19 protein-coding genes are annotated in these 22427 nt (G+C 42.4%); 9 read left to right on the forward strand and 10 right to left on the reverse strand.

Features of this window, described 5'->3' with window-relative positions:
• Window positions 1-7 precede the first annotated feature (7 nt).
• Window positions 8-724: an enoyl-CoA hydratase/isomerase family protein gene (locus tag A7P55_RS13685; protein WP_004806256.1), complete on the reverse strand. Its 717-nt coding sequence runs from the start codon at window positions 722-724 to the stop codon at window positions 8-10.
• A 119-nt stretch (window positions 725-843) separates the two neighbouring features.
• Between A7P55_RS13685 and A7P55_RS13690 the strand changes: the two genes are divergently transcribed.
• Window positions 844-1926: an AraC family transcriptional regulator gene (locus A7P55_RS13690; protein ID WP_171552515.1), complete on the forward strand. Its 1083-nt coding sequence runs from the start codon at window positions 844-846 to the stop codon at window positions 1924-1926.
• Here A7P55_RS13690 and A7P55_RS13695 read toward each other — a convergent pair.
• The 4 genes from A7P55_RS13695 to A7P55_RS13705 are packed head-to-tail and all read right to left on the reverse strand — an operon-like array spanning window position 1887 to window position 5955.
• The gene (locus A7P55_RS13695; RefSeq protein ID WP_171552516.1) at window positions 1887-3317 is read right to left on the reverse strand and encodes a PLP-dependent aminotransferase family protein; all 1431 of its coding nucleotides are present in this window, start codon (window positions 3315-3317) and stop codon (window positions 1887-1889) included. The genes A7P55_RS13690 and A7P55_RS13695 overlap by 40 nt on opposite strands.
• Window positions 3318-3376: 59 nt before the next feature.
• Window positions 3377-3499: a hypothetical protein gene (locus A7P55_RS22810; RefSeq protein ID WP_005154018.1), complete on the reverse strand. Its 123-nt coding sequence runs from the start codon at window positions 3497-3499 to the stop codon at window positions 3377-3379.
• 13 nt (window positions 3500-3512) lie between these two features.
• Complete coding sequence (cydB, locus tag A7P55_RS13700; RefSeq protein WP_171552517.1) at window positions 3513-4517, reverse strand: cytochrome d ubiquinol oxidase subunit II; 1005 nt, start codon at window positions 4515-4517, stop codon at window positions 3513-3515.
• The gene (locus A7P55_RS13705; RefSeq protein WP_171552518.1) at window positions 4510-5955 is read right to left on the reverse strand and encodes a cytochrome ubiquinol oxidase subunit I; all 1446 of its coding nucleotides are present in this window, start codon (window positions 5953-5955) and stop codon (window positions 4510-4512) included. Before A7P55_RS13705 ends, cydB begins: the two co-directional genes overlap by 8 nt.
• A 348-nt stretch (window positions 5956-6303) precedes the next feature.
• On the opposite strand from A7P55_RS13705, the gene A7P55_RS13710 reads away from it, so the two are divergent.
• Window positions 6304-7128, forward strand: a complete 825-nt coding sequence (locus A7P55_RS13710) for a hypothetical protein (RefSeq protein ID WP_171552519.1) — start codon at window positions 6304-6306, stop codon at window positions 7126-7128.
• 42 nt (window positions 7129-7170) lie between these two features.
• Window positions 7171-7344, forward strand: a complete 174-nt coding sequence (locus A7P55_RS13715) for a cbb3-type cytochrome oxidase assembly protein (protein ID WP_016542121.1) — start codon at window positions 7171-7173, stop codon at window positions 7342-7344.
• Window positions 7345-7467: 123 nt separating this feature from the next.
• On the opposite strand, the gene A7P55_RS13720 is transcribed toward A7P55_RS13715, so the two are convergent.
• Entirely contained in the window at window positions 7468-8472 is a 1005-nt protein-coding gene (locus A7P55_RS13720; RefSeq protein WP_171553247.1) for a helix-turn-helix domain-containing protein, read from the reverse strand.
• A 160-nt stretch (window positions 8473-8632) separates the two neighbouring features.
• Between A7P55_RS13720 and A7P55_RS13725 the strand changes: the two genes are divergently transcribed.
• The 6 genes from A7P55_RS13725 (at window position 8633) to A7P55_RS13750 (ending at window position 16109) form a co-directional block, all read left to right on the forward strand.
• Complete coding sequence (locus A7P55_RS13725; protein ID WP_171552520.1) at window positions 8633-9634, forward strand: putative solute-binding protein; 1002 nt, start codon at window positions 8633-8635, stop codon at window positions 9632-9634.
• Between the two features lie 53 nt (window positions 9635-9687).
• Entirely contained in the window at window positions 9688-10599 is a 912-nt protein-coding gene (locus A7P55_RS13730; protein ID WP_171552521.1) for a metal-dependent hydrolase, read from the forward strand.
• Window positions 10600-10680: 81 nt separating this feature from the next.
• Window positions 10681-11688, forward strand: coding sequence for a putative solute-binding protein (locus tag A7P55_RS13735; protein ID WP_171552522.1), 1008 nt, complete (start codon window positions 10681-10683; stop codon window positions 11686-11688).
• Between the two features lie 166 nt (window positions 11689-11854).
• Window positions 11855-14263, forward strand: coding sequence for an FdhF/YdeP family oxidoreductase (locus A7P55_RS13740; RefSeq protein ID WP_171552523.1), 2409 nt, complete (start codon window positions 11855-11857; stop codon window positions 14261-14263).
• 31 nt (window positions 14264-14294) lie between these two features.
• On the forward strand, window positions 14295-15083 hold the full coding sequence (gene fdhD, locus A7P55_RS13745) for a formate dehydrogenase accessory sulfurtransferase FdhD (RefSeq protein ID WP_171552524.1): 789 nt from the start codon (window positions 14295-14297) through the stop codon (window positions 15081-15083).
• Between the two features lie 84 nt (window positions 15084-15167).
• On the forward strand, window positions 15168-16109 hold the full coding sequence (locus tag A7P55_RS13750; RefSeq protein ID WP_171552525.1) for a Dyp-type peroxidase: 942 nt from the start codon (window positions 15168-15170) through the stop codon (window positions 16107-16109).
• 44 nt (window positions 16110-16153) lie between these two features.
• Here A7P55_RS13750 and A7P55_RS13755 read toward each other — a convergent pair whose 3' ends face one another.
• From A7P55_RS13755 to A7P55_RS13770, 4 genes are all read right to left on the reverse strand, one after another.
• Complete coding sequence (locus A7P55_RS13755; protein ID WP_171552526.1) at window positions 16154-16549, reverse strand: thioesterase family protein; 396 nt, start codon at window positions 16547-16549, stop codon at window positions 16154-16156.
• Window positions 16550-16634: 85 nt separating this feature from the next.
• The gene (gene adeC, locus A7P55_RS13760) at window positions 16635-18035 is read right to left on the reverse strand and encodes an AdeC/AdeK/OprM family multidrug efflux complex outer membrane factor (RefSeq protein WP_171552527.1); all 1401 of its coding nucleotides are present in this window, start codon (window positions 18033-18035) and stop codon (window positions 16635-16637) included.
• Between the two features lie 79 nt (window positions 18036-18114).
• Window positions 18115-21225: an efflux RND transporter permease subunit gene (locus A7P55_RS13765; RefSeq protein ID WP_171552528.1), complete on the reverse strand. Its 3111-nt coding sequence runs from the start codon at window positions 21223-21225 to the stop codon at window positions 18115-18117.
• The gene (locus A7P55_RS13770; protein ID WP_171552529.1) at window positions 21225-22370 is read right to left on the reverse strand and encodes an AdeA/AdeI family multidrug efflux RND transporter periplasmic adaptor subunit; all 1146 of its coding nucleotides are present in this window, start codon (window positions 22368-22370) and stop codon (window positions 21225-21227) included. Before A7P55_RS13770 ends, A7P55_RS13765 begins: the two co-directional genes overlap by 1 nt.
• Between the last annotated feature and the right edge of the window lie 57 nt (window positions 22371-22427).

The following is a 22427-nucleotide window of genomic DNA, read 5'->3' on the forward strand; positions in this document are numbered from 1 at the left end:
GGCTAATTTAAATCATAAAAGGATGTGCAAATTTTTCTGGATTGTAGAGCTGTCGTTGTTTGGCAATCTCAACAATCCGATGGCGCAACTGACGTTTAATCACGGCATAGGTTAGACGATGCTTTTGTGACATTTCTTCGGCAAACTTAAATACTTCAGTATTTAATGATTCGGCAGGATGAAGCTGATGAACCACATGTGCGTCTAAGCACTCAATCCCTGTCATGGATTTGCCTGTTAAGGACATCTCCCAAATCGCATGCTGATTGGGAAGGAGTTGCACAATTTCTGCAATACAGTCGGTAAAAGGAATGGTCAGTTTGACTTCAGGAAAGCAAAAACGTCCTTTGTCTGCGCGCATTAAGCGGAAGTCACATGCAGATGCCAAGATTGCACCACCTGCATAAGCATTGCCATTAATTTCCGCAATCACAGGGAGGTTAAGCAAGGCCAAGCGTAGCAGCATATTTTCCAGTTCTAAGGTAAAGGCTTTTTTATCTTGCATGGATTGTTGCATTAGCCAAGCGAGGTCTAAGCCATTGCAAAATGTTTTAGGATGGTCGCTTTGAATGACTAGGCAAGCATTATGCGAATGGCGCTCGATCTCATCAAAGATCTCGATATATTCATTCAGCACATCTTGGTTTAAGACATTGTCCTGATCGCCATTGGTTAAGGTGAGAACATAAATAGACTGTTGCTGATCAAGCGTCATGGTGGTCATTGAAGCGCTTCCTCATTCTGCGTTGTTTTTTTGATTGCAGTCATTATTCCCAATAAAACACTCGCACAATAGGTGGGACTATGCCATATTGATGATCATTTTAGGACAGTGGATGTTCGATGCGAGATCCGTTTGGATTGTTTCAGGAAACTATTTCAGTTTCTTATGCACATTTATTATTAGAAATTGTGCATGATTATGCCATTGATACTGAAACAGTTTTGTCTGGTACGGGATTAAGGCTCGCAGAAATGAAACAAGCCGATGCCAAAATGAGTGCGCACCAGTGGTCAAAACTGGTGGTCAACGCCTTAAAGCTGACGGGTAATCCACGTCTAGGCATTGAATATGGCTTTAAATTACGACCGACGTCGCATGGGGCTTTAGGCTTTGCATTTCTCAGCTGTACCGATGTAGAAACTGCTTTAAGCCTTTGCCAGCAGTATTTCTGTACCCGCATCCAAAATTTTATCCCTGAATTAAATATTCAAGAAGATTTTGTCTATGTACATTTGGATGATGTACATCCTGTTAAATTAGGTAATGCACAGCAATCTGATCAATTAAGATCTTTCTTAATTGAGAGCTTACTGTTTGGTGCCATTCATTTTCTTAGTTTATTTTCTGAAAAAATTGCAGAAAATTGTGAAGTCTTTGTCGACTGGGCGGACGCACAGAATTATAAAAGTGTCGATCTTGCTCAAATCAGCATTCATTTTAATCAGCAACGTAATGGTCTGCGTTTTCCCAAGCACTATTTACTGTGTAAAAATCCAAATGCAGATCAAACGGCCTTTCAGCAAGCGCTGTTGTATTGTGAAAATGACAAACTGAAATTACTCAAAGAAGCGACGCGTGACCTACAGAAAAGCATTCGTTCCGAGTTGCTCTATAAGGCAGGCAATGCCTATCCAACCTTGCCCGTGATTGCACAGCGCTTGAATATGTCCGAGCGCACCATCAAGCGGCATTTGCAGGCACAAGGGACAACGTTCTTGCAAATTTTAGCGGAGGTTCGTTTTAATCAAGCCAAGAAATTATTGCAACAGCCACAATACAGTATTCAAGATGTTGCCAGTCTTGTGGGCTATGAAGAAGCCACTAATTTTATCCGTGCTTTTAAAAAGATGTTTGGGGAAACGCCGAGTCAGTATCGGAAAAGCTATTTGTCCAACGCTGATTCATCTAACATCGCATTTTGAATGGTTTGAATAAAGCATTCCAGCGCATGCTGAATTTGATCGGTCCATTCAAAGGAACAATTCATGCGAATAAAATGTTGATGTGAAGGCAGTACATTAAATAACGGACTTGGCGCAACACCCACCTGTTGCTGAATCAGTTGTTCATAGACTTGCATGCTGCTGACTTTTTCCGGCAGTTGAATCCAGAGAAAATAGCCACTTGGATAGTTATACACCTTACAGTCTTTAGGCAGATGCTGTTTCAGATATTGAAAGAACTGCTTTTTATTCTTTTCCAACGCCCGTCTAAGCGTTCTTAAATGCTTTTCATAATGATGATGAGAGAGGAACTCTACCAGTGCATTCTGGATCAGCGCATTGGCAGAAATGGTACTCATCAATTGCAGATGCTGAATATGCTCGGAAAATTTACCTGCATAAACCCAACCCATACGGAAACCCGAGCCCAAGGTTTTGGAAAAAGAAGAGCAGTGCAACACCAGATTCTGTTGATCAAAATACTTCATTGGTAGTGGTTTTTGATTGCCATAAAACAGCTCTTCATAGACATCATCTTCAATCAAATGAATTTGATGCTCATGCAACAATTTGGCAATTTTATATTTAATTTCATCGCTGACGGTAAAGCCAATCGGGTTATGCGCATTCAGCATAAACCAGCAGACCTTGATCGGATAACTTTTAATGACCTGTTCAAAGGCTTCAATATCAAAGCCATGCTGTGGATGTTCTGGCAGCGTAATCACTTTCAGGCCCAAACGTTCTGCCGCCTGCCATGCGCCATAGAAAATGGTTTGCTGTAACAAGATATAATCGCCTGGTTGGGTAATCGCTTGTAAGGAAAGGTTTAAGGCTTCTAAGCCACCAGATGTAATGACAATGTCATCTGCATCAGTTGGAATCCCTTGCATACAATAGCGTTGCGCAATCAATTTCCTGAGGGCTAAATTCCCGGGTGGGAGGTTGGTGGTCTGATCATAACTATGTCGATTACGGGAAAGCTGTCCCATGATCTGAATCAGTTTGGGAGGATAGAGTAACTGGCTGTCTGGAAAAGCCGAACCTAGGGGACTGACCTGTTTGGATTGAATCGATTTAAGATACTTAAACACCAATGAGTTGATTTCAATCTTTGGATTTAAGGACACCACTGAATAGGCTTGCGGAATCTGAATATTATTTTGCTCAGCCACAAAATAACCTGACTTTTCTTTGGAATAAATCAGCCCTTGTGCTTCCAGTTCTTGGTAAGCATTCATCACCGTAATTAAGCTAAAGCCTGAGCGCTGTACTTGTTCACGCAAAGATGGCAGTTTGGTGTGCGGTTTCCATGACCCATTCTCAATGAGAAGTTTGAGCTGGTGTGCTAACTGTTCTGATTTATACATAAACTCAAGTGAATCCGTATAGATGGAACAGCTTTTATGCTAGCTGTTCCATCTCTTTTTTAATAAGCAAACATCAATAACAGTCTAAATAAACCTGCAATGATGGCAAGTGCAAAAAAACCGACTAACCATAAGATTATAAACCATTGCGTTTGGCTTAAATGCAGAGATTTTATTTTCATGCAAAGCTGCTCCTTAGTGATAACCTGTATCTCCAACTCGTACTTTATCCCTAAACACCCAGTAAGAGAGGATGGTGTAGGCAATAATGATTGGGATTAAAATTACAGCCCCAACCAAGGCAAACTTTTGACTGGAATGCGGTGCTGCTGCTTGCCAAATCGTGACGGATGGCGGAATAATATTCGGCCAGAGGCTGATGACAAATCCAGTAAAGGCCAAGAATACGAGTGCCAAGGTATAGATAAACGGCTTGAAATCCTGACGTTGCTTACATGCTTTTAAAATGAGGAAGGTAAACAACAACACCAAGATCGGCACTGGGCTAAAGTACAGCAGATTTGGCAAGGCAAACCAACGTGCTGCAATTTCAGGATGAGTGAGAGGGGTATATAGACTCACCCCTGCAAAGACCACAAACAGTAAGATGATCAGTTTAGGCATCAATCCATACATTTGATCTCGTAGCTCATGGTCGGTTTTCATAATTAACCAGCCACAACCAAGCGCGGCGTACATCGCAACCACACCCAGCCCTGTAAATAGAGCGAATGGGGTCAGCCAGTCCAAGCCTGAACCTGAGAAAATGCCATTGGTGGTTTGGATGCCTTGAATATAAGCTCCTAAAATCACGCCTTGCAGGAAGCTCGATAGAATTGAACCCCAGATAAAAGCTTGATCCCATAAATATTTGGTGCGATTGGCTTTAAAACGAAACTCAAAAGCAACACCACGGAAAATCAGTGCAATCACCATGAGGGTAATTGGCATATACAAAGCTGAAAGCACCGTTGAATAGACCAATGGAAAGGCAGCAAATAAGCCAGCACCACCAAGTACCATCCACGTTTCATTGCCATCCCACACAGGTGCGACGGTATTCATCATCACATCACGTTCTTCGCTGCTTTTAATGAACGGAAATAGAATACCAATGCCGAGATCAAAACCATCCAGAATGACATAGATCAGAACACCGAGACCGATAATGCCAACCCAAATCAGAGATAAATCAATCATGGTGCTTCTCCTTGTTTGGGTCTTGTTGATCAATGCTTTCATCAACTGCACTTAATGGACGCATTGGGGTTTTGAAATGCCCATGTCCTGCAGGTTCAAGATCAATGGCTTCAATAAACTCAGGACCTTTTTTCAGTAACTTCAGCATGTAATAAATACCGCTACCAAACACGATGGTATAGACCACCACAAAGATAATCAGACTGATACCGACTTGATCCGCAGTGACTGTATGCGATAAACCATCTTTGGTACGCATCACCCCATACACCACCCAAGGTTGACGGCCTACTTCAGTGGTGACCCAGCCTGCAAGTAGCGCAATATAGCCTGTTGGTCCCATGACAAAAGCGAATTTATGAAACCACGAGGAACCATACAATTTGCCTTTTTTACGTAACCACAAAGCAATGAAAGAGAGCAGTACCATTAACATGCCAAGCCCAACCATGACACGGAAACTCCAGAACACAATGGTCGAATTTGGTCGGTCTTCAGGGGCAAATTCTTTTAAGCCTTTCACTGTGCCATCCATGGAGTGGGTCAGGATCAGACTACCTAAATTGGGAATGGCAACGGCGTATTTAGTCCGTTCTTCTTGCATATCTGGAATACCAAACAGATAGAGCGGCATACCTTCATCATAATTGGTCTCCCAATGCCCTTCCATCGCGGCAAGTTTGGCAGGTTGATGTTTCAAGGTATTCAAACCATGATTATCACCAATCACCACTTGCAAACACGAGGTGACGAGCACCATCCACAGACCCATGGAAAAGGATTTTTTCACCAACTCATCGCGTCGGCCTTTAATCAGGTGCCATGCTGCAGTACCCACCACCAGTAAGGAGGACACTAAAAATGCAGCGGCTGCCATATGGGCAAAGCGATAAGGGAAAGAGGGGTTGAACACAATGGCCCACCAGTCGGTTGGCACAATAATGCCATTCTCAATGGCAAAGCCTTGCGGCGTTTGCATCCAACTGTTGGAGGACAAAATCCAGAACATGGAAATACAGGTGCCAATGGCAACCATCAGGGTGGCAAAGAAATGGGCTTTGGGGCTGACGCGTCCCCAACCAAAGAGCATGATGCCCAAGAACCCTGCTTCCAAGAAGAAGGCACTCAGGACTTCATAGGTGAGTAATGGGCCAGTCACGCTTCCCGCAATACGGGAAAATTCGCTCCAGTTAGTCCCAAACTGGTAGCTCATCACTACGCCAGAGACGACTCCCATCCCAAAGGCCACCGCAAAGATTTTAATCCAGTATTTGAATAGATCTTTATAAATCGGGTTTTGGGTGCGTAGCCATTTCCATTCCAGCATGGCAAGAAAACAGGCGAGACCAATCGAGGTGGCGGGAAAGATAATGTGAAATGAAACAGTAAATGCAAACTGTATTCGGGCTAATTCTAAAGCAGTGAGACCGAGATCCATATATCCTCTCCTATAACAGACTTAAACGAGTCGCTAGGAAAATGTGAAAGAACGGACTTAAACCCTTAAAAATAAGCAGAACCTAAAAACGGTATTGGAATATTTCAAAGTAATTTAAGTTTTATTCATCATCCAATCTTCTGTTGTATATGAGTAGATACAATTTCTTTTTGTTTTTTTATAACAGATGAGCATTTCAACCATGATCTGTTATATTTTTTTAAGCAAACTCTGTAGCTATTCAGCAATTCAGACCTGATTCAAAATAGCATAAGCAACGATGCAGTGTGTTTGAATATTGATCAATCATTGTAAGTTGTCTAAGCAAAACTTCTGACTGAATGGCGTATGACTATGTTTGTAACCGAAGAACTCAATGCGATGATTCGACTGTTTAAAGACAGTTTACCTTCGCAATCAGTACAAGAACAGCTACGTCTTGAATATGTAAATCTTGAAGCAACACTATTGAGAGGCAAAGTGCTGAGAGATTTTTCTAAAGAGCAGGTCGCTTATATTGCTCAAGCTGAAATTGTGAAGAATGACAATAATCTAGCCTACTTATTCGCACCATTGATTATTGCCAATTTAAATCAGCCTGTGATTTACACAACACCGATCTCTTCACCTGTACTTCAGATTTTGAATCAATATTATCAGGCGGAGAAAAGCGTCACGCTCAAAATCGAAGATGTGATTCAGAGTCTCAAACTCTATATTGATCTGGTGAATCATGCCAAAACTGAAGAAGATTTTCTGTTTCGCTGTCTGGTCAAGGCGCTGTGTCGAACGGATATCTTTCATATCTTCTTGATCACACATTTGCCGATTGATCATCAACAGATAAGGGTCTTAGAAGATTATTTTGATGTGAAAATTGATGTCATTCGTGCGGATAAGACTGAAAGCATGCTGAATGATGAATTGATCAATACCCGAAAGTTATTATTTAAAAACAAAGATGAATGGCACAAAAAAGTCTGCACTTTGTTTGCACAGTTAAATGCTCAACTGATCGCACAAATTGGTCAATTTAGTCCAGCTCAAGCAGCGCATTTAATTGAAGATATGTTTTATTCAGAACATATTTTTGAAAAATTATCGGTGTATGCAGAATACATGCAAACTCGTATTCAAAATGGTGCCAGCTTTAAAACCTTGTCCACAATGTGATTGTATCGAATTGAATTTTAATATTTGAATAGGAGCAGAGCGATGTCTCAAGAGCAATCGAAGTTTCCCTACCTTGCGGTTGGAATCAGTATTTTATTGGGTTGTTTATTTTTGGTCTTTTTCTTTCTTGCAGTCAGTAATCAGCCAGATTATATGCCATCACAGCAGAAGCAAAATGCGTCCCAAGTACAGTCAGCTACACCTAGTAACAAGTAAATAATGCATGCTGATAAAAAATAAACTCTCACTTTTTCTCTCTTACTGGTGATCCGAGCACTTGCCAGTAAGTTTTTTTATTGATTGCTGAAGTACCGAATCATTCTAGCTCGCATGATAAAGTCAGTAACGACGTGGCGAAGTACCTGTCCAGCGTTTGAAAGCCCGTGAGAAGTTTTTAGTATTGCTATAGCCGAGATGGTCTGCAATATTTTCGAGGGATAAATGGGGATTTTTCAGCAGTTGAATGGCTTTTTCACATCTGACTTTTTCGACCAGTTCTCTAAAACTGGTGCCTTCACTTTCTAGTTTTCTCTGCAAAGCACGTTCAGTCATATGCAACTTTTTTAAAACTTCCGTTAAGGGACTAATGCCCATTGCTTCGTCATAGATTAAATCTTGTATGCTGCGGTTAAAACTATTCTGTTCCAATAGTTTACGCAACTGTGATTTACATTCCTCACGGGCTAAACGTTCCGCAATTGCATCTGAGTGAAGTAAGGGAAGATCTAAGATTTCTTTTTGAAACTCCAAACGAGTTGCAGGTTGATCAAATCTCACTTCACCTGGAATTAAGGGCAGTAATTTATCAAAATAATCGGGTTTGCTGAATTGCACATCGGCATAACCTGTTAATGTTTGCCCTGAAATAGTTTTCCCCATCTGTGCAAAGCCAAGAATGAGTGCAATTTGAATCACTTCATCCAGATAGTAGGTCTCGGTTTGTTCAAATAAGATCAGCGCACGTTCATCGACGACATCAAGCTGAATGGTGTGAATGCTGGATTGGAGTGAAATAAATTCTTGTGCAATATTGAGTGCTTGCTTTACATCTTTGGCGAGCATCGCTGCCATGCCCATCAAACCATGACAGGTAATGGTCATTTGCATACCCAGATAAAAACCGAACTCTAAAGCAGGCACTCGTGTCAGTTCCAATGCACGTCGTAGGATCGACATCACAATTTTGGCATCAGCTCGCCATAACGGTTGCACCAATTGTTGTTGAGAGATACCAGAGCCATTCAATAATTCAACTGCTGAAATATCCCAACGCGAAACCACATCGACCATCAGTGCGATATAAGTGCCTGGAACTGTTTTTTCTAAATCTTTGCTGACCATAATAATGATGTCGGAAAATGATACCAAAATGGCGTACTAGGAACTATTACAGCATTTTTTTTTAATTAAAAATAGCCGCATCAACACCGTAGTAGACCGCTTATATTTGAGTGCTGCTGCTTTAGAGTGTCCAGATGAGTTAAAAATAACACTAGGATGGGGAATGAAAAAAGGAATTTTGATTACCGCCTTTATCTCGGTATTTTCAACAGCTACACAAGCGAAAGTTGATATTTGTGTCTTTGATTTACTTGGTAAGGCAGGTGAGTCTTACAAAATTGTAGAAGAATGGGCATTAGCTGCTAAAACGTGGAATGCGGAGCTTAATCTTATTGCCTATCAGGATGAAGCCAAAGCACAAAGTGATTTTGAAGCTGGAAAATGTGATGGGGTATCGATGACCTCCATGCGCGCACGTAAATACAATAAATTTGCAGGTTCGATTGATGCTTTAGGCGCGATTAGCAGTCCTTCGATTGCACAAAAAGCCATTCGCTATGTGTTAGACCCACGCAATAGACACCGTTTAGTCACCAATATTGGGGATGAGCAATATGAGGTTGCTGCAATTGCCCAAATTGGTTTGGCCTATGTCTTTGTCAGAGATAAAACCATTAACACTATTGAGAAGGGCAAAGGCAAGAAGTTTGCTTATTTACATTATGACCAGGCCCAAAAAATGATTGTTGATCGACTGGAGTTGGTGGGAGTCCCTTCAGAAATTTCCGACTTTGCGAAGAAGTTTAATAACAAACAGGTCGATGTGATTGCTGCACCTGCCTACGCATATCGCCCCCTAGAAATTGCTAAGGGTTTAGGGAGTAATGGCGCCATGTTTGATTTTCCAGTGATTAATTTAACGGGTGACATCATTATTCGTTCGGAAAAATTTCCAGCAGGTTTTGGGATGAAATCTCGGGCTTGGGCGACCAAACAATTACCGAAAAATTTTGCCACGATTGCCCGTTTAGAAGCTGAAATCCCGGCGAAGTATAAACAAAGCTTATCTAATGAAGATAAGCGTCGTTACCAACAAATGTTACGTGATGGGCGAATGGAGCTGACCAAACTCGGGGTGTATGACCCCGTCATGATGGGGGTGCTAAAACGTGCTCGCTGCACAGTTGAACGCACCAATTTTGAATGTTCATTGAGTGGTGAATAGCTCAAACGTTGCTTTAAATATTGAAAATGCTACAAAGAAAAGCTGAGGTTAATATGAATGCGCACACGCAGCATCACAAACTGGTTGCACGATCTGTAAAGTTTGATTTTTCCAATTCACCTGTGCAATGGATTCCAAATGATCCAATCTGTTCGCATTTGATTAATGGGATTAATTTAATCTTACCCGCAGGTGAGTTTTGGTTTTGTCGTGTCTATAACAAGGCCTTGGTTTATGTGAAAGATCCTGTTCTAACTGATGATGTAAAAGGCTTTATTCGTCAAGAAGCCACTCATGCACGTGCGCATCAAAGTGCTCAGGAGTTTTTGAAACAGCATGATTATGATTTGGAACCTGCGCTTAAAAAAATTAATTGGATTTTTGGTGTGTTACTCGGAGAAAGTCCTTTAGGGATCAAAGCATTAGAGATGCAATCTTTGGCACATTTTGGGTTAATGACCCGTGTGGGGGTAGTTGCCGCCATTGAGCATTTTACGGGTGTGTTGGGGCAATGGTGTATGGATAATACATCATGGGACAAGGCCGACCCAGTGATTGCGGATATGTTCCGTTGGCATCTGGCAGAAGAAGTCGAACATCGCTGTGTTGCATTTGACTTATTTAAACAACTGCTGCCAAATCCAGTATTTTTTTATCTCTACCGTCAGTTTTTAATGCTGCTGGTTTTTCCTATCTTCATTTATTTGTTGGCAGATATTGCACGTGACTTAGGTAAACAAGATCCAGATATTAGCATTCGAAAAATTTTTAATCGAAATTTTTGGCGATTATTGCCGATTTATCAAAAACAGGCGAAAGCAACTGACAATGGCCCCACATTGACGTTTTTAACTCAAGCAACCATTCGCTGGATTTCCCCTCGTTTTCATCCAGAAACAGAAGGCAATACACAACAGGCTTTAGATTATTTAGCACGTTCAGCCGCTGTTCAGGCACTGAAATAATCGTATGGGTGTGGCAAAAATAATGACTTTATTGGACATTTTATAAGAAAACAGACGTAGTGTTTGTTAAAGGAAGGAACTATGAAAAAAATTGCATTTGCGATCACCACAGCTTCAATTCTGAGTGTCTCGACCTCAAGCCAAGCGGCAATTGATGTCTGTGTTTTTGATATCTTAGGGAAATCAGGTGAAGCGTATAAAATGATGCAAGATTGGGCATTGGCAGCCAAAGGTTGGGGTGCTGATGTTAACCTGCTTGCTATCACGGACGAACAGGTGGCAGACAATAACTTTAAAGCAGGGAAATGTGCAGGTGTAGCAATGACATCGATGCGTGCTCGTCCTTATAATAAATTTGTAGGTTCGATTGACTCTCTCGGTGGTGTACCCAGTGATGAGATCGCGAAACGAGCCATAACCTTTGTTTCTGATCCACGTAATGCTGCGAAAATGACCACTAATCTTGGAGGCAATAAATATGAAGTGGTCGGCATTTCACCCCTAGGTTCTGCTTATATTTTTGTCCGTGATAAAAGTATTAATTCAATTGAAAAAGCCGCAGGTAAAAAGTTTGCGGTATTGGGCTATGACGATGCGCAAAAACTGATTGTTCAGCGGGTGGGTGCACAAGCAGTACTTTCTGATATTTCCAATTTTGCCGCCAAATTTAACAATGGTCAGGTGGATATGATCGGTGCGCCTGCTTATGCTTATAAACCATTAGAGTTGAGTAAAGGCTTAGGCAGCAATGGGGTTATGTATAATTTTCCTGTTTTACAGGTAACGGCAAATCTGGTGATTCGCCCTGAAAAATTCCCAGCAGGTTTTGGTCAAAAATCACGAGATTGGTCGGTTAAGCAATTACCGAAGATCTTTGCAACCATTAAGCGCTTGGAATCAGAGATCCCAGCCAAATATAAAATGAATTTAACGGCTGAAGATAAATTGAAGTATCAGAAAATGATGCGGGATGGCCGGATTGAATTAACTCAGCGTGGTATTTATGATGCGGGCATGATGTCCGTCTTGAAAAAAGCGCGTTGCTCAGTCGATAAAGCCAATTTTGAGTGTGCTTTGGCAGGAGAGTAATTGCATACTGTTTATCAAATGGTCAATAAAGCCTAGATCCTTCTAGGCTTTTTTTTTGAGATATAAATACAGGGATAAGACAAATCAGGAATAGAAAAGAAGCACAATTCATGTTAATCCTATCTGTAGCAAATGTTAAAAAATAGCTCAGATGAGGGCAAGCGTGATGGATAACTCAGAACAAACCATTCATAAGCAAGAAAATACCAGTTTTGCACGAATTGAACCTTATACCCAACCAGCCGGTGGATGGGGTGCATTGTTAAGTGTTGCCCGCAATCTGAAAAGGCAAGATATCTTAAAAAAAGGCTCAATCACCTTACTCAATATTAATCAACCAACAGGCTTTGATTGTCCAGGTTGTGCATGGCCTGAGAAAAAAGATGCACATGCCTTTAACTTCTGCGAAAACGGTGCCAAAGCCGTTGCTTTTGAAGCAACCAGTAAAACGGTAACGCCGGAGTTCTTTGCGCAACATACTGTGAGTTGGCTGGCTGAGCAAAATGATTTCTATCTTGAGGATCTTGGGCGCTTAACCGACCCGATGCGATATGACCCTGTTTCTGATAAATATGTCCCAATTTCTTGGGATGAAGCCTTTCAATTGATTGCTCAGAATTTACAAGCACTTGATCATCCTGACCAAGCGGCTTTTTATACCTCTGGTCGTGCCAGTAATGAAGCGGCATTTCTGTATCAACTTTTTGTTCGCAGCTTTGGAACCAATAACTTCCCTGACTGTTCCAATATGTGTCATGAAACCACCAGTGTCGGTTTAAAAGATGCGATTGGTTTAGGCAAAGGCACCGTTATTCTGGATGATTTTGATCAGGCCGATGCGATTTTTAGTTTTGGGCATAATCCAGGCACCAATCATCCACGTATGTTGGCAACCTTGAGAGAAGTCTCTCGAAGAGGCGGTAATATTGTTGCCATTAACCCAATCAAAGAACGCGGGCTGGAACGTTTCCAAGATCCGCAAGCGCCATTGGAAATGATGACCAATGGCAGTACCCCAATCAGCCGCTATTACTTCCAACCCAAAATTGGGGGTGACTATGCACTGATGTTTGGGGTGATGAAGCATTTGTTGGAATGGGATAAAAAGGCACTCACGAAAGGAAAAGCCAGTGTTTTTGATCGTAGCTTCATTGAAATGAATACCATTGGTTTTGATGAAATGCTGGCTGAGATTGATGGCACAGCATGGGCAGAAATTCATAAACATACGGGACTGTCACCTGAACATTTAGAATCAATTGCCAAAATGTATCTAGATGCGAAAACTGCCATTTTCTGTTGGGGGATGGGGATTACCCAACACCGTCACGGGACAGCCAATATTCATATGCTGGCAAACTTGATGCTGGCAAGAGGGCATATCGGTCGTCCGGGTGCAGGTCTCTGTCCAGTACGCGGTCATAGTAATGTGCAGGGTGACCGAACTATGGGTATCAATGAAAATCCAAGTGATGCACTTCTAGATAGTATTGATCGGGTCTTTGGGATCAAGTCGCCGCGTAAACATGGTTTTGGGGTAGTCGATACCATCAAGGCGATGTATGAAGGCGAGGTCAAAGTCTTTATCGGTCTAGGCGGAAACTTTGCGGTTGCCACTCCTGATACGCCCTATACCCAAGAGGCGCTACGCCGTTGTGATTTAACTGTCAACATTACCACCAAGTTGAATCGTAGTCATTTGGTCTGTGGCAAGACGGCCTTAATGTTACCGTGTTTGGGGCGGACAGAAGTGGACATGCAGCTTCATGGTGCTCAGGCCATTTCAGTTGAAGATTCGATGAGTAATGTGCATCTTTCTGCAGGCCGCAATCCGCCGATTTCAGAAAATATCTTATCCGAGCCTGATATTGTTGCGCGTATGGCAGCAGCAGCCCTACCAGACAGTACCGTGAAATGGCGCTGGTATATTGAGAGCTATGATCGTATTCGCGATTCCATTGCCGATGTTTTTGATGAATTTCATGATTTCAACCAACGGGTTTATCAACCGAGTGGTTTTCATTTAGAGCATCCAGCCAATCAGCATGTTTGGCATACGCCTAGCGGCAAAGCCCAGTTTTTGATTACACCTTTGACAGAAGTCTACGAAGACAAAGAAAATCAATATGCTGCGGCTTATACTGAGCAGCAAGTTTATACCTTGATGACCACACGTTCACATGACCAGTACAACACCACTTTATATGGTTTGGATGATCGCTACCGCGGTGTATTCGGACAGCGCCGTGTTTTGTTTATGAATCAGGCGGATATTGATGCCGCAGGTTTTGAAGCTGATCAATGGGTTGATATCGAAAGTGTGTTCTCGGATGGGGTAAAACGAATCGTGCATAGTTTCCGTATTGTACCGTATAACATTCCGCAAGGTAGTCTGGCGGCCTATTATCCCGAAACCAATCCATTGGTGGCTTTGGGCAGCCATGATAAATATGCCAAAATCCCAGCATCAAAAAGCATTCCTGTAATTCTACATGCGGGGAATGCACCAGCGCATTTCAATCTGAATGTGGAAGTTGATCCTGAGCATGCTAATGAACGCGTCAGTAACGCATAGTGTATGACTGCAATCGTAAAAGAGGTTGGGTGTGGACACCAAAATACATGGCTATGAAACGGTGCAAGTGCATCGTTTTCAGCATGATCGTTGTGAAAATGAAATCGACTATATCGTGCAGGAATATCCTGTTGCCTTGGTCTATAACGGGATCTCTCATGCAGTGATGATGGCGACGCCGTCAGATCTTGAGGTCTTTGCCAAAGGCTTTAGTTTGTCGGAAGGGATTCTACATAGTTTAAGCGAACTGTATTCACTGGACATTCGTCAAAATGAACTGGGGGTTGAAGTGGATATGACCATTTCGACCCGTGCTTTTGTCGCGTTAAAAGAGCATCGTCGTATGATGGTGGGACGTACAGGCTGCGGTCTATGCGGGATTGAAAGTTTAAAACAACTTTATGCTGATTTACCTGTGGTCAGTACCCAAGTGCCATCAACATGGTTAAATCAGATTCCCAATGCGATTGCCCAACTGAAAGTTAGACAAAAAATCACAGCGCTCACCGGAGGGGCGCATGCGGCAGCTTGGGTTGTGAAAGGGCAAATCGTAGCGTTATTTGAAGATGTTGGACGGCACAACGCTTTGGATAAGTTATTGGGTTATCTGGCGGAGCAAAAGTTCAATGTGGGTGATGGTTTTGTGGTGATGACCAGTCGTGCCAGTTATGAACTGATTCGTAAGTGCGCACAATCCAATATTGCTTTACTGGCAACCATTTCTGCACCGACCAGTATGGCCATCGCAATGGCAAAGCAATCGAATCTGACTTTAGCAAGTTTCTGTCGGGGAGATAGCTTTGTTTTATATACTGAATAATAGTAAAAATTTGTGATTATGTTGCTGACTCATGCTTTGATTTGTGTAGGATATGAGCACTAAGTTCTTCTATTCCTAAAAATTATGAATCTACCTTTAAGACCACAGCCAGTCATTAATAATCTTTCGGGTGAGAATGCCTTATTTATTGTGCTTGGAATGAATACCCAACCTGATCATTCTGGGATTATTGATTTTCTTGCTAATTTTTCAGCATTGGTGCGTAGTCTGACCAATCGCTTTCCCAACGGTAATTTTAGTGCTTCTGTTGGCATTGGTTCGAATGCGTGGGATTTACTCTTTCCTGAATTAAATAAACCAAAACAGCTTGCGCCATTTCAGGAAATCAAAGGACCAAGACATACCGCAGTCGCAACGGCAGGTGATTTGTTCTTCCATATTCGTGCCAATCAAATGGCCATTTGCTATGAATTGGCCGCAATTCTGCATGAGCAACTCAAAGACGACACCTATTCGATCAGTGAAACCAAAGGTTTCCGTTACTTCGATGGTCGCGCCATTATTGGTTTTGTGGACGGGACAGAGAATCCTGAACATGAAATTGCCAAAGAGATTGCCTATGTGGGTGAAGAAGATGCAGAGTTCCTTGGCGGCAGCTATGTCTTTATTCAAAAATATCTGCATAACATGGAAATGTGGAAAGGCCTCAGCACAGAAGAGCAGGAAAAAGTCATTGGTCGTAAGAAATATGATGACGTGGAACTTGGTGATGATGTAAAACCGCAAAGTGCGCATAATGTCGCAAGTAAGGCACATGATGCTGACGGCAATGAACTCAAAATTTTAAGAGCCAATATGCCATTTTCCAATCCAACTGAAGGAGAATATGGTACCTTCTTTATTGGCTACTCTCGTTCTTTTAATATCACTAAAACCATGCTTGAAAATATGTTCTTGGGTAAGGAAACAGGACATGTTGATCGCTTATTGGATTTTAGTACACCTGTTTCAGGCAGTTTATTCTTTGTGCCTACCTTTGACTTTCTCGAAGATTTGGGTGAATAAATTGAATCAGCTGAAATGGAAGATTTCATTTCAGCTGAACATCTTTATGCTGAAATTAGATATTGCTGTAACAATGTGCGGAACTGATCTGGAATACGACCAGATTTTTGCGTACCGAAATCAAAATACACCTGAACCGCTTTGCCGCGTGCAACACAGTGATTATTCTGCCAAGCTTCATGTGCCACAATAAAAGAAGAATTGCCGATATGTTCAATCCATGTTTTGATTTCGATATCAGCGCCGTAATAGATTTGAGCAACAAAATCGACTTCAACCCGTGCCAGAATCAAAGGCAGATTTTTGATTTCCATGCTTGGGTTAAATAGACGAAAAACAGGTTCACGTGCGGTTTCAAACCAACCTGTGATGACAGTATTGTTGATATGTCCGAAAGCATCGGTTTCATAGAATCTGGGTGTAATCGAAAGTGTAAACATAGATCAATGGTTATTTTCTCATTTAAACCCAAACACTATAAGGGCTGAATCTGTAAAAATCAGCCCCAATAATAGACTTTAGCGTTTACGAATCCCGAGATAACCCACCACCTAAAGCTTTATAGAGTTCTATCTGATTATTCAACTTGGTTTGCTCTAGCATCAATAGACCTTGCTGTGCCGCATAAGCAGAACGTTGGGCATCCAAAACCGTTAAGTAACTATCAATCCCCGCTCTAAACCGAGCTGTTGATAATTTATATGTGGTATCGGTTGCAGAAACCAAACGACGTTGAGCACTCAAACGATCCTCTATGTGGGCACGGGCAGCAAGAGCATCATTGACTTCACGAAAAGCGGATTGGATGGCTTTTTCATAATCTGCAACAGCAATTTTTTGCTCTGTTTCAGAAATTTTAACGTTGGCTTTACGTGTTCCCCAGTCAAAAATTGGAACATCAATACTTGGTCCAACGGACCAAGAGAAGCCTCCTGATTTAAATAAATCTTTGAGATCAGTCGATGCATATCCCGCTGAACCTGTCAGACTAATGGTCGGGAACATGCGTGCTTTCACTGCGCCAATATTTGCTCCAGCAGCAAGTAGCTGATATTCAGCAGCTTTTAGGTCTGGACGATGATTGAGTAAATCACTGCTTAAGCCTGTTGCAAAAGTACTTTCAGCACTAATACTTTTCACGGCATGATTCGGTAGGAGATTTTGAGGAACAGCTTGGCCAGCCAATAGATCCAGTAGGTTTTGTGCTTGTGACACTTGGGTCTTATAGGTCGCCACATCATTTCGGGCTGTTTCAACCGAAATCTGAGCCTGACGTAAAGGAACTTCACTATCAATCCCGACATCAAAGCGTTTTTTGTTGAGGTTATAGGAATCGAGTTGTGCTTTTAAGGTCTGCTCAGCCAGATTTAAATTGGCCTTTGCATAGGCATAATTCAACCATGCTTGGCTGACCTGACTCACTAAACTAATTTGAGTGGCATCTCTGGCACTTTGGGTGGCGAGGTAATTATTCAGCGCTGCGTCTTTTAAACTTTGTACACGACCCCAAAAGTCTAACTCATAAGCAGTTACGCCAAGGCCGACTTGAAAGGTGGAATAAGGATTATTCGGATTCACCGTAGGGTTGACTTGTCGTACAGCACTGCCATTTGCTCCGATAGTCGGTAACTGGTCATTCTTGCTGATTTGATATTGTTGTTGTGCACGTTGGATATTCAGTGTTGCAGTACGTAAATCACGATTGTGATTTAAACTGATGTCGATCACTTTTAATAAACGTGAGTCTGAAAAAAATTGTTGATAACCCTGATTGGCAATCGAATTTCCAGTCGTGGTTTGAGAAAAATTTTGTGGAATATCTGATTGAATCACAGGTTTTGGTGCCTGCATATTCATACACGCTGTCAAGGCCATTGAAAGCGTAGAGACAAGCAGGCCACGAGATAAGACAGTCACATTAGACATAGTCTTCTCCAAATAATATAAGGATAAATACAGAGGAGGAGTCAGAGGAAATCATTTGATTCCCTCTGCTCAATGTCAGTTAAGATGGATTTTTTTGCTTCGAAGAAAACAGCTTTTCAACTGCACCCAGAATGAAAATGAAGAACACTGGGACAAAGAAGATTGCCAGAATTGTTGCTGAAATCATGCCACCAAATACACCCGTACCTAAGGCATGCTGTGTTTCCGAACTGGCACCTGATGCAATGACCAATGGAATCACACCACAGGTAAAGGCAAGTGAAGTCATCAGAATCGGACGTAAACGCAGTTTAGCTGCGGCAACGGTGGCCTCGACTAAACTCATGCCTTCTTCTTTCAGCATCTTGGCAAATTCGACAATCAGAATTGCGTTCTTGGCCGATAAACCGATGATGGTAATTAGACCAATTTTAAAGAACACATCATTCATCAAGCCTCGAGACATAATCGCAACGATGGCACCGAAAATACCCAAAGGCACAACCAGCATGACTGAAAGCGGAATAGCCCAACTTTCATAAAGCGCAGCCAGAACCAAAAATACGACCAGCATAGACAAGGCAAGTAAAAATGCCATCTGCGATTCAGATTGCTTTTCTTGCAAAGAAATACCTGTCCATTCATAGCCAATCCCTTTCGGTAGTTTGGCAATCAGGTTTTCCATTTCACGCATGGCATCGCCTGACGAGGTATCAAAGTTCGGAATACCTGCAATACTCAACGATGGACGTCCGTTATAGCGGTTATATTGCTGTGGTGCTTTATTCCATTGCGGTGTGACCACTTCAGATAAAGAGACCAATTGTCCATTTGAACCCATGACTTTCAGATTCAGAATATCTTTTAATTGCATCCGCGATTTGGCATCGACCTGTACAATCACTTGTTGCATACGTCCCTGATTCGGGAAGTCATTGATATACATTGAACCCATTGAAGTAGAAATGATGTCCGAAACATCTGCGAACTTCACACCAAGAACATTCAATTTTGCACGGTCAATTTTTAAAGAGATATTGTCACCTTGCGGCAAACCTTCATTCCAGACCATATAGAACTTTTTGTTCTTGGCTGCCATTTCCATCAATTGGTCTTGTGCAGCTAAAAGTGCGGGCATGCCCAAATTTGCTCGGTCTTGTAAACGCAAGCTGAAACCTGCAAAAGTTCCGAGTTCATCAATGGCTGGCGGAAGCACAGCCATGGTTGCGCCTTCTTTACTATGTGCCATTGTTTCATTGACGGAGTTGGTCATCTCGGTTGCCGTTGCAGTACGGTCTTTGAAATCCGTCAGCGTCGTGAACGCGACAGCAACGTTTTGACCCGCACCACTAAAACCCCAACCCATAATCGTGGTATTACTTTTTACATTTGGGTCGTCTTTTAAGCTACTTTCAAATTCATTCACCACATCGCGTGTTCTTTCAGCAGTGGCATCAGAAGGCAACTGGAAGGAGGTCATGAACCAACCTTGATCCTCTTCAGGCATGAATGCTGTTGGCCAATATTTCATACCTGCGAAGGTAAGACCTGTAATCACCACAAAGATCGCCATCATTGGAATACTATGTTTGACCACTTTCAGCAGGATCAATTCATATTTTTTGGTGACTTTATCAAAGCTACGATCAAACCATGCGAAGAAGCCTTTCTTTTGATGATGGCCATCGATTGGTTTCAAAATCGTGGCACATAGTGCAGGGGTTAAGATCAATGCCAATAATGCCGAGAACAGAATCGACACCGACATGGTTAAGGTGAATTGTTGATAGATAATACCAACTGAACCACTGGCAAAGGCCATCGGTAAGAACACCGCCGCTAGGACTAAGGTAATCCCAATAATTGGGCTGGTGATTTCCTTCATGGCTTTGGAGGTGGCTTCTTTCGGTGGCAGACCTTCAGTTGCCATAATCCGTTCGACGTTTTCCACCACCACAATCGCATCATCGACGATAATCCCGATGGCGAGCACCATACCAAACATGGTCAGTACGTTAATCGAGAAGCCTGCAAGCAACATCACCGCAAAAGTACCCAACAGCGCAATCGGTGCAACAATGGCTGGAATTAAGGTATAGCGAACATTATGCAAGAATAAATACATCACAATGAATACCAGAACCATGGCTTCAAGTAAGGTATGAATTACTTTTTCGATTGAAATCTTAACGAAAGGTGCAGTGTCATAAGGGATACTGAATTGCATGCCTTCAGGTAAATTGAGTTTTAATTCTTCAATTTTGGCTCTGACACCTTCAGCAGTTTTCACCGCATTGGCACCCGGGCTGAGCTGAATTGCAGCAGCCGTTGCAGGTTTGCCATCTTCTAAAATCGCAAAGTTATAGGCCTGAGAACCCATTTCCACATTGGCAACGTCAGATAGTTTAATGACACTACCGCTGGTCTTACTTTTGAGGCTGATATTCTTGAATTGTTCAACATCACCCAATTGACCTTCAGCAGACAGGGGGATCGTGATTAATTGACCTTTGACTGCAGGTAGATCACCGAGTCGACCAGGTGCAATCTCGACGTTATTTTCACGGATCGCATTATTGACATCACTAATGGACAGTCCATAAGACACCAGTTTGTTTGGGTCGACCCAAATCCGCATGGCTTTTTCGGCACCGAAGGATTGAACTTTACCCACGCCTTCAACACGTTTCAGTTCTTCCACCACATTACGGACTAAATAGTCACTGAGATCAACTTCAGAATACTGACCATTAGGTGAGTTGACACCGACCAACATCAAGAAGCCAGAAGAAGAAGCTTCTACTTGCAGACCTTGTTGGCGAACCACTTGCGGTAGGCGTGCTTCAACTGCCTTGATCTTGTTTTGGACATCCACCTGTGCCATTTCAACATCAGTACCCGGTTTAAAGGTCGCTGAAATTTCAGCAGTGCCCGAGGTGTCTGTGGTCGAACTATAATACAGCAGGTTTTTGACGCCTGATAATTCCCGTTCAATCAAGGTGACCACACTGTCATTGATGGTCTTGGGCGTCGCACCAGGATAAGTCGCACTAATGTTGACTTGAGGTGGTGCCACACTCGGAAAGCGGGCGATCGGCAGTTTAGGAATACTGAGCAGCCCAAATAAAATAATAAAAATCGCAATCACCCATGCAAACACTGGGCGACGAATGAAGAACTGTGACATCATCATTGAGCTCCTTGTGTTGCAGGTACTTTCCAGTTGCTGATTTCAAGTTTTTGATTGGGCTGAATACGGTCAATCCCTTCTACAACCACTTTATCGCCTGTTTTAAGGCCTTTATTGGCAATATAGAACTGATCATATTGTTGTCCCAGTTCAATTGGGCGAATATCTGCCGCACCTTTGGCGTTGATCACATAGACTTGCGGGTCGCCGTTAATATTGCGTTGAATCGCTTGGGCTGGAATCAGTAAAGCTTGAGGAACCGAAGCGCGATCAATGCTGACACGCACATACATGCCCGGAAGAAGTTTACGTTCCGGGTTGTTCACTTCAATTCGAATAGTCACATCACCTGTTTCAGGGTCGACATTGATGTCTTCAAACAACATCTTGGCAGTGACGTTATAAGGTTTGCCATGGCTATTGGCAATCCGCACCGTTTTTTCATTATTGGCAGATAACTCACCACTTTGTAATGCAGCCTGTAAATGTTCGTACTCACTAATTGACTGTTTTACATCAACATAAACTTTATCAATCTGTTGTACGGTAGCCATGGTATTGGCATCACCTTGGCTGACCAATGCACCTTCAGTGACAAACGATTGTCCGATCCGACCAGAAATCGGGGCACGCACAGTGGCATATTGCAGATTTAGGTTTTGGCGAGTAAGCAAAGCTTTCATCTGTGCAACATCTGCTAAAGCCTGACGATATTCAGCCTGTGCATTACTGACTTCTTGCTTACTGATCGCATTGCTTGGTAGTAATTGTTCATAGCGTTCTAACTGAACTTTTAAACGTGCCACTTCTGCTTCGGCTTTGTTGAGTGAAGCGCGATTACTATTTACGTCAGCTTGGAAAGTTTCTGCATTAATTTTATACAGTGCTTGTCCTGCTTTAACTTCACTGCCTTGTCTGAATAAGACTTTTTCAATAATGCCACCCACCTGAGGGCGGATTTCAGCAGTTCGGAAGGCTTGTACACGAGCAGGGAGGTTTTCACTAAAATTCACAGATTGCGGTTGAATATTTAACACGCTCACTTTGGCTGGAGGCGTTTCAACGGGCTTGGCTTCATCAGAACCACAGCCTTGCAGCACCAGCCCGATAGATAAAAATAATGGAAGTAATAGATGCTTTTGCATTCTGTCCAAACCTTGGGAGTTTTTGATGCTGACATTATTTTCCAGTTTTGTGTAACC

This window comes from Acinetobacter sp. Ac_5812 (assembly GCF_013072695.1).
In the GTDB taxonomy this organism is placed as follows: domain Bacteria; phylum Pseudomonadota; class Gammaproteobacteria; order Pseudomonadales; family Moraxellaceae; genus Acinetobacter.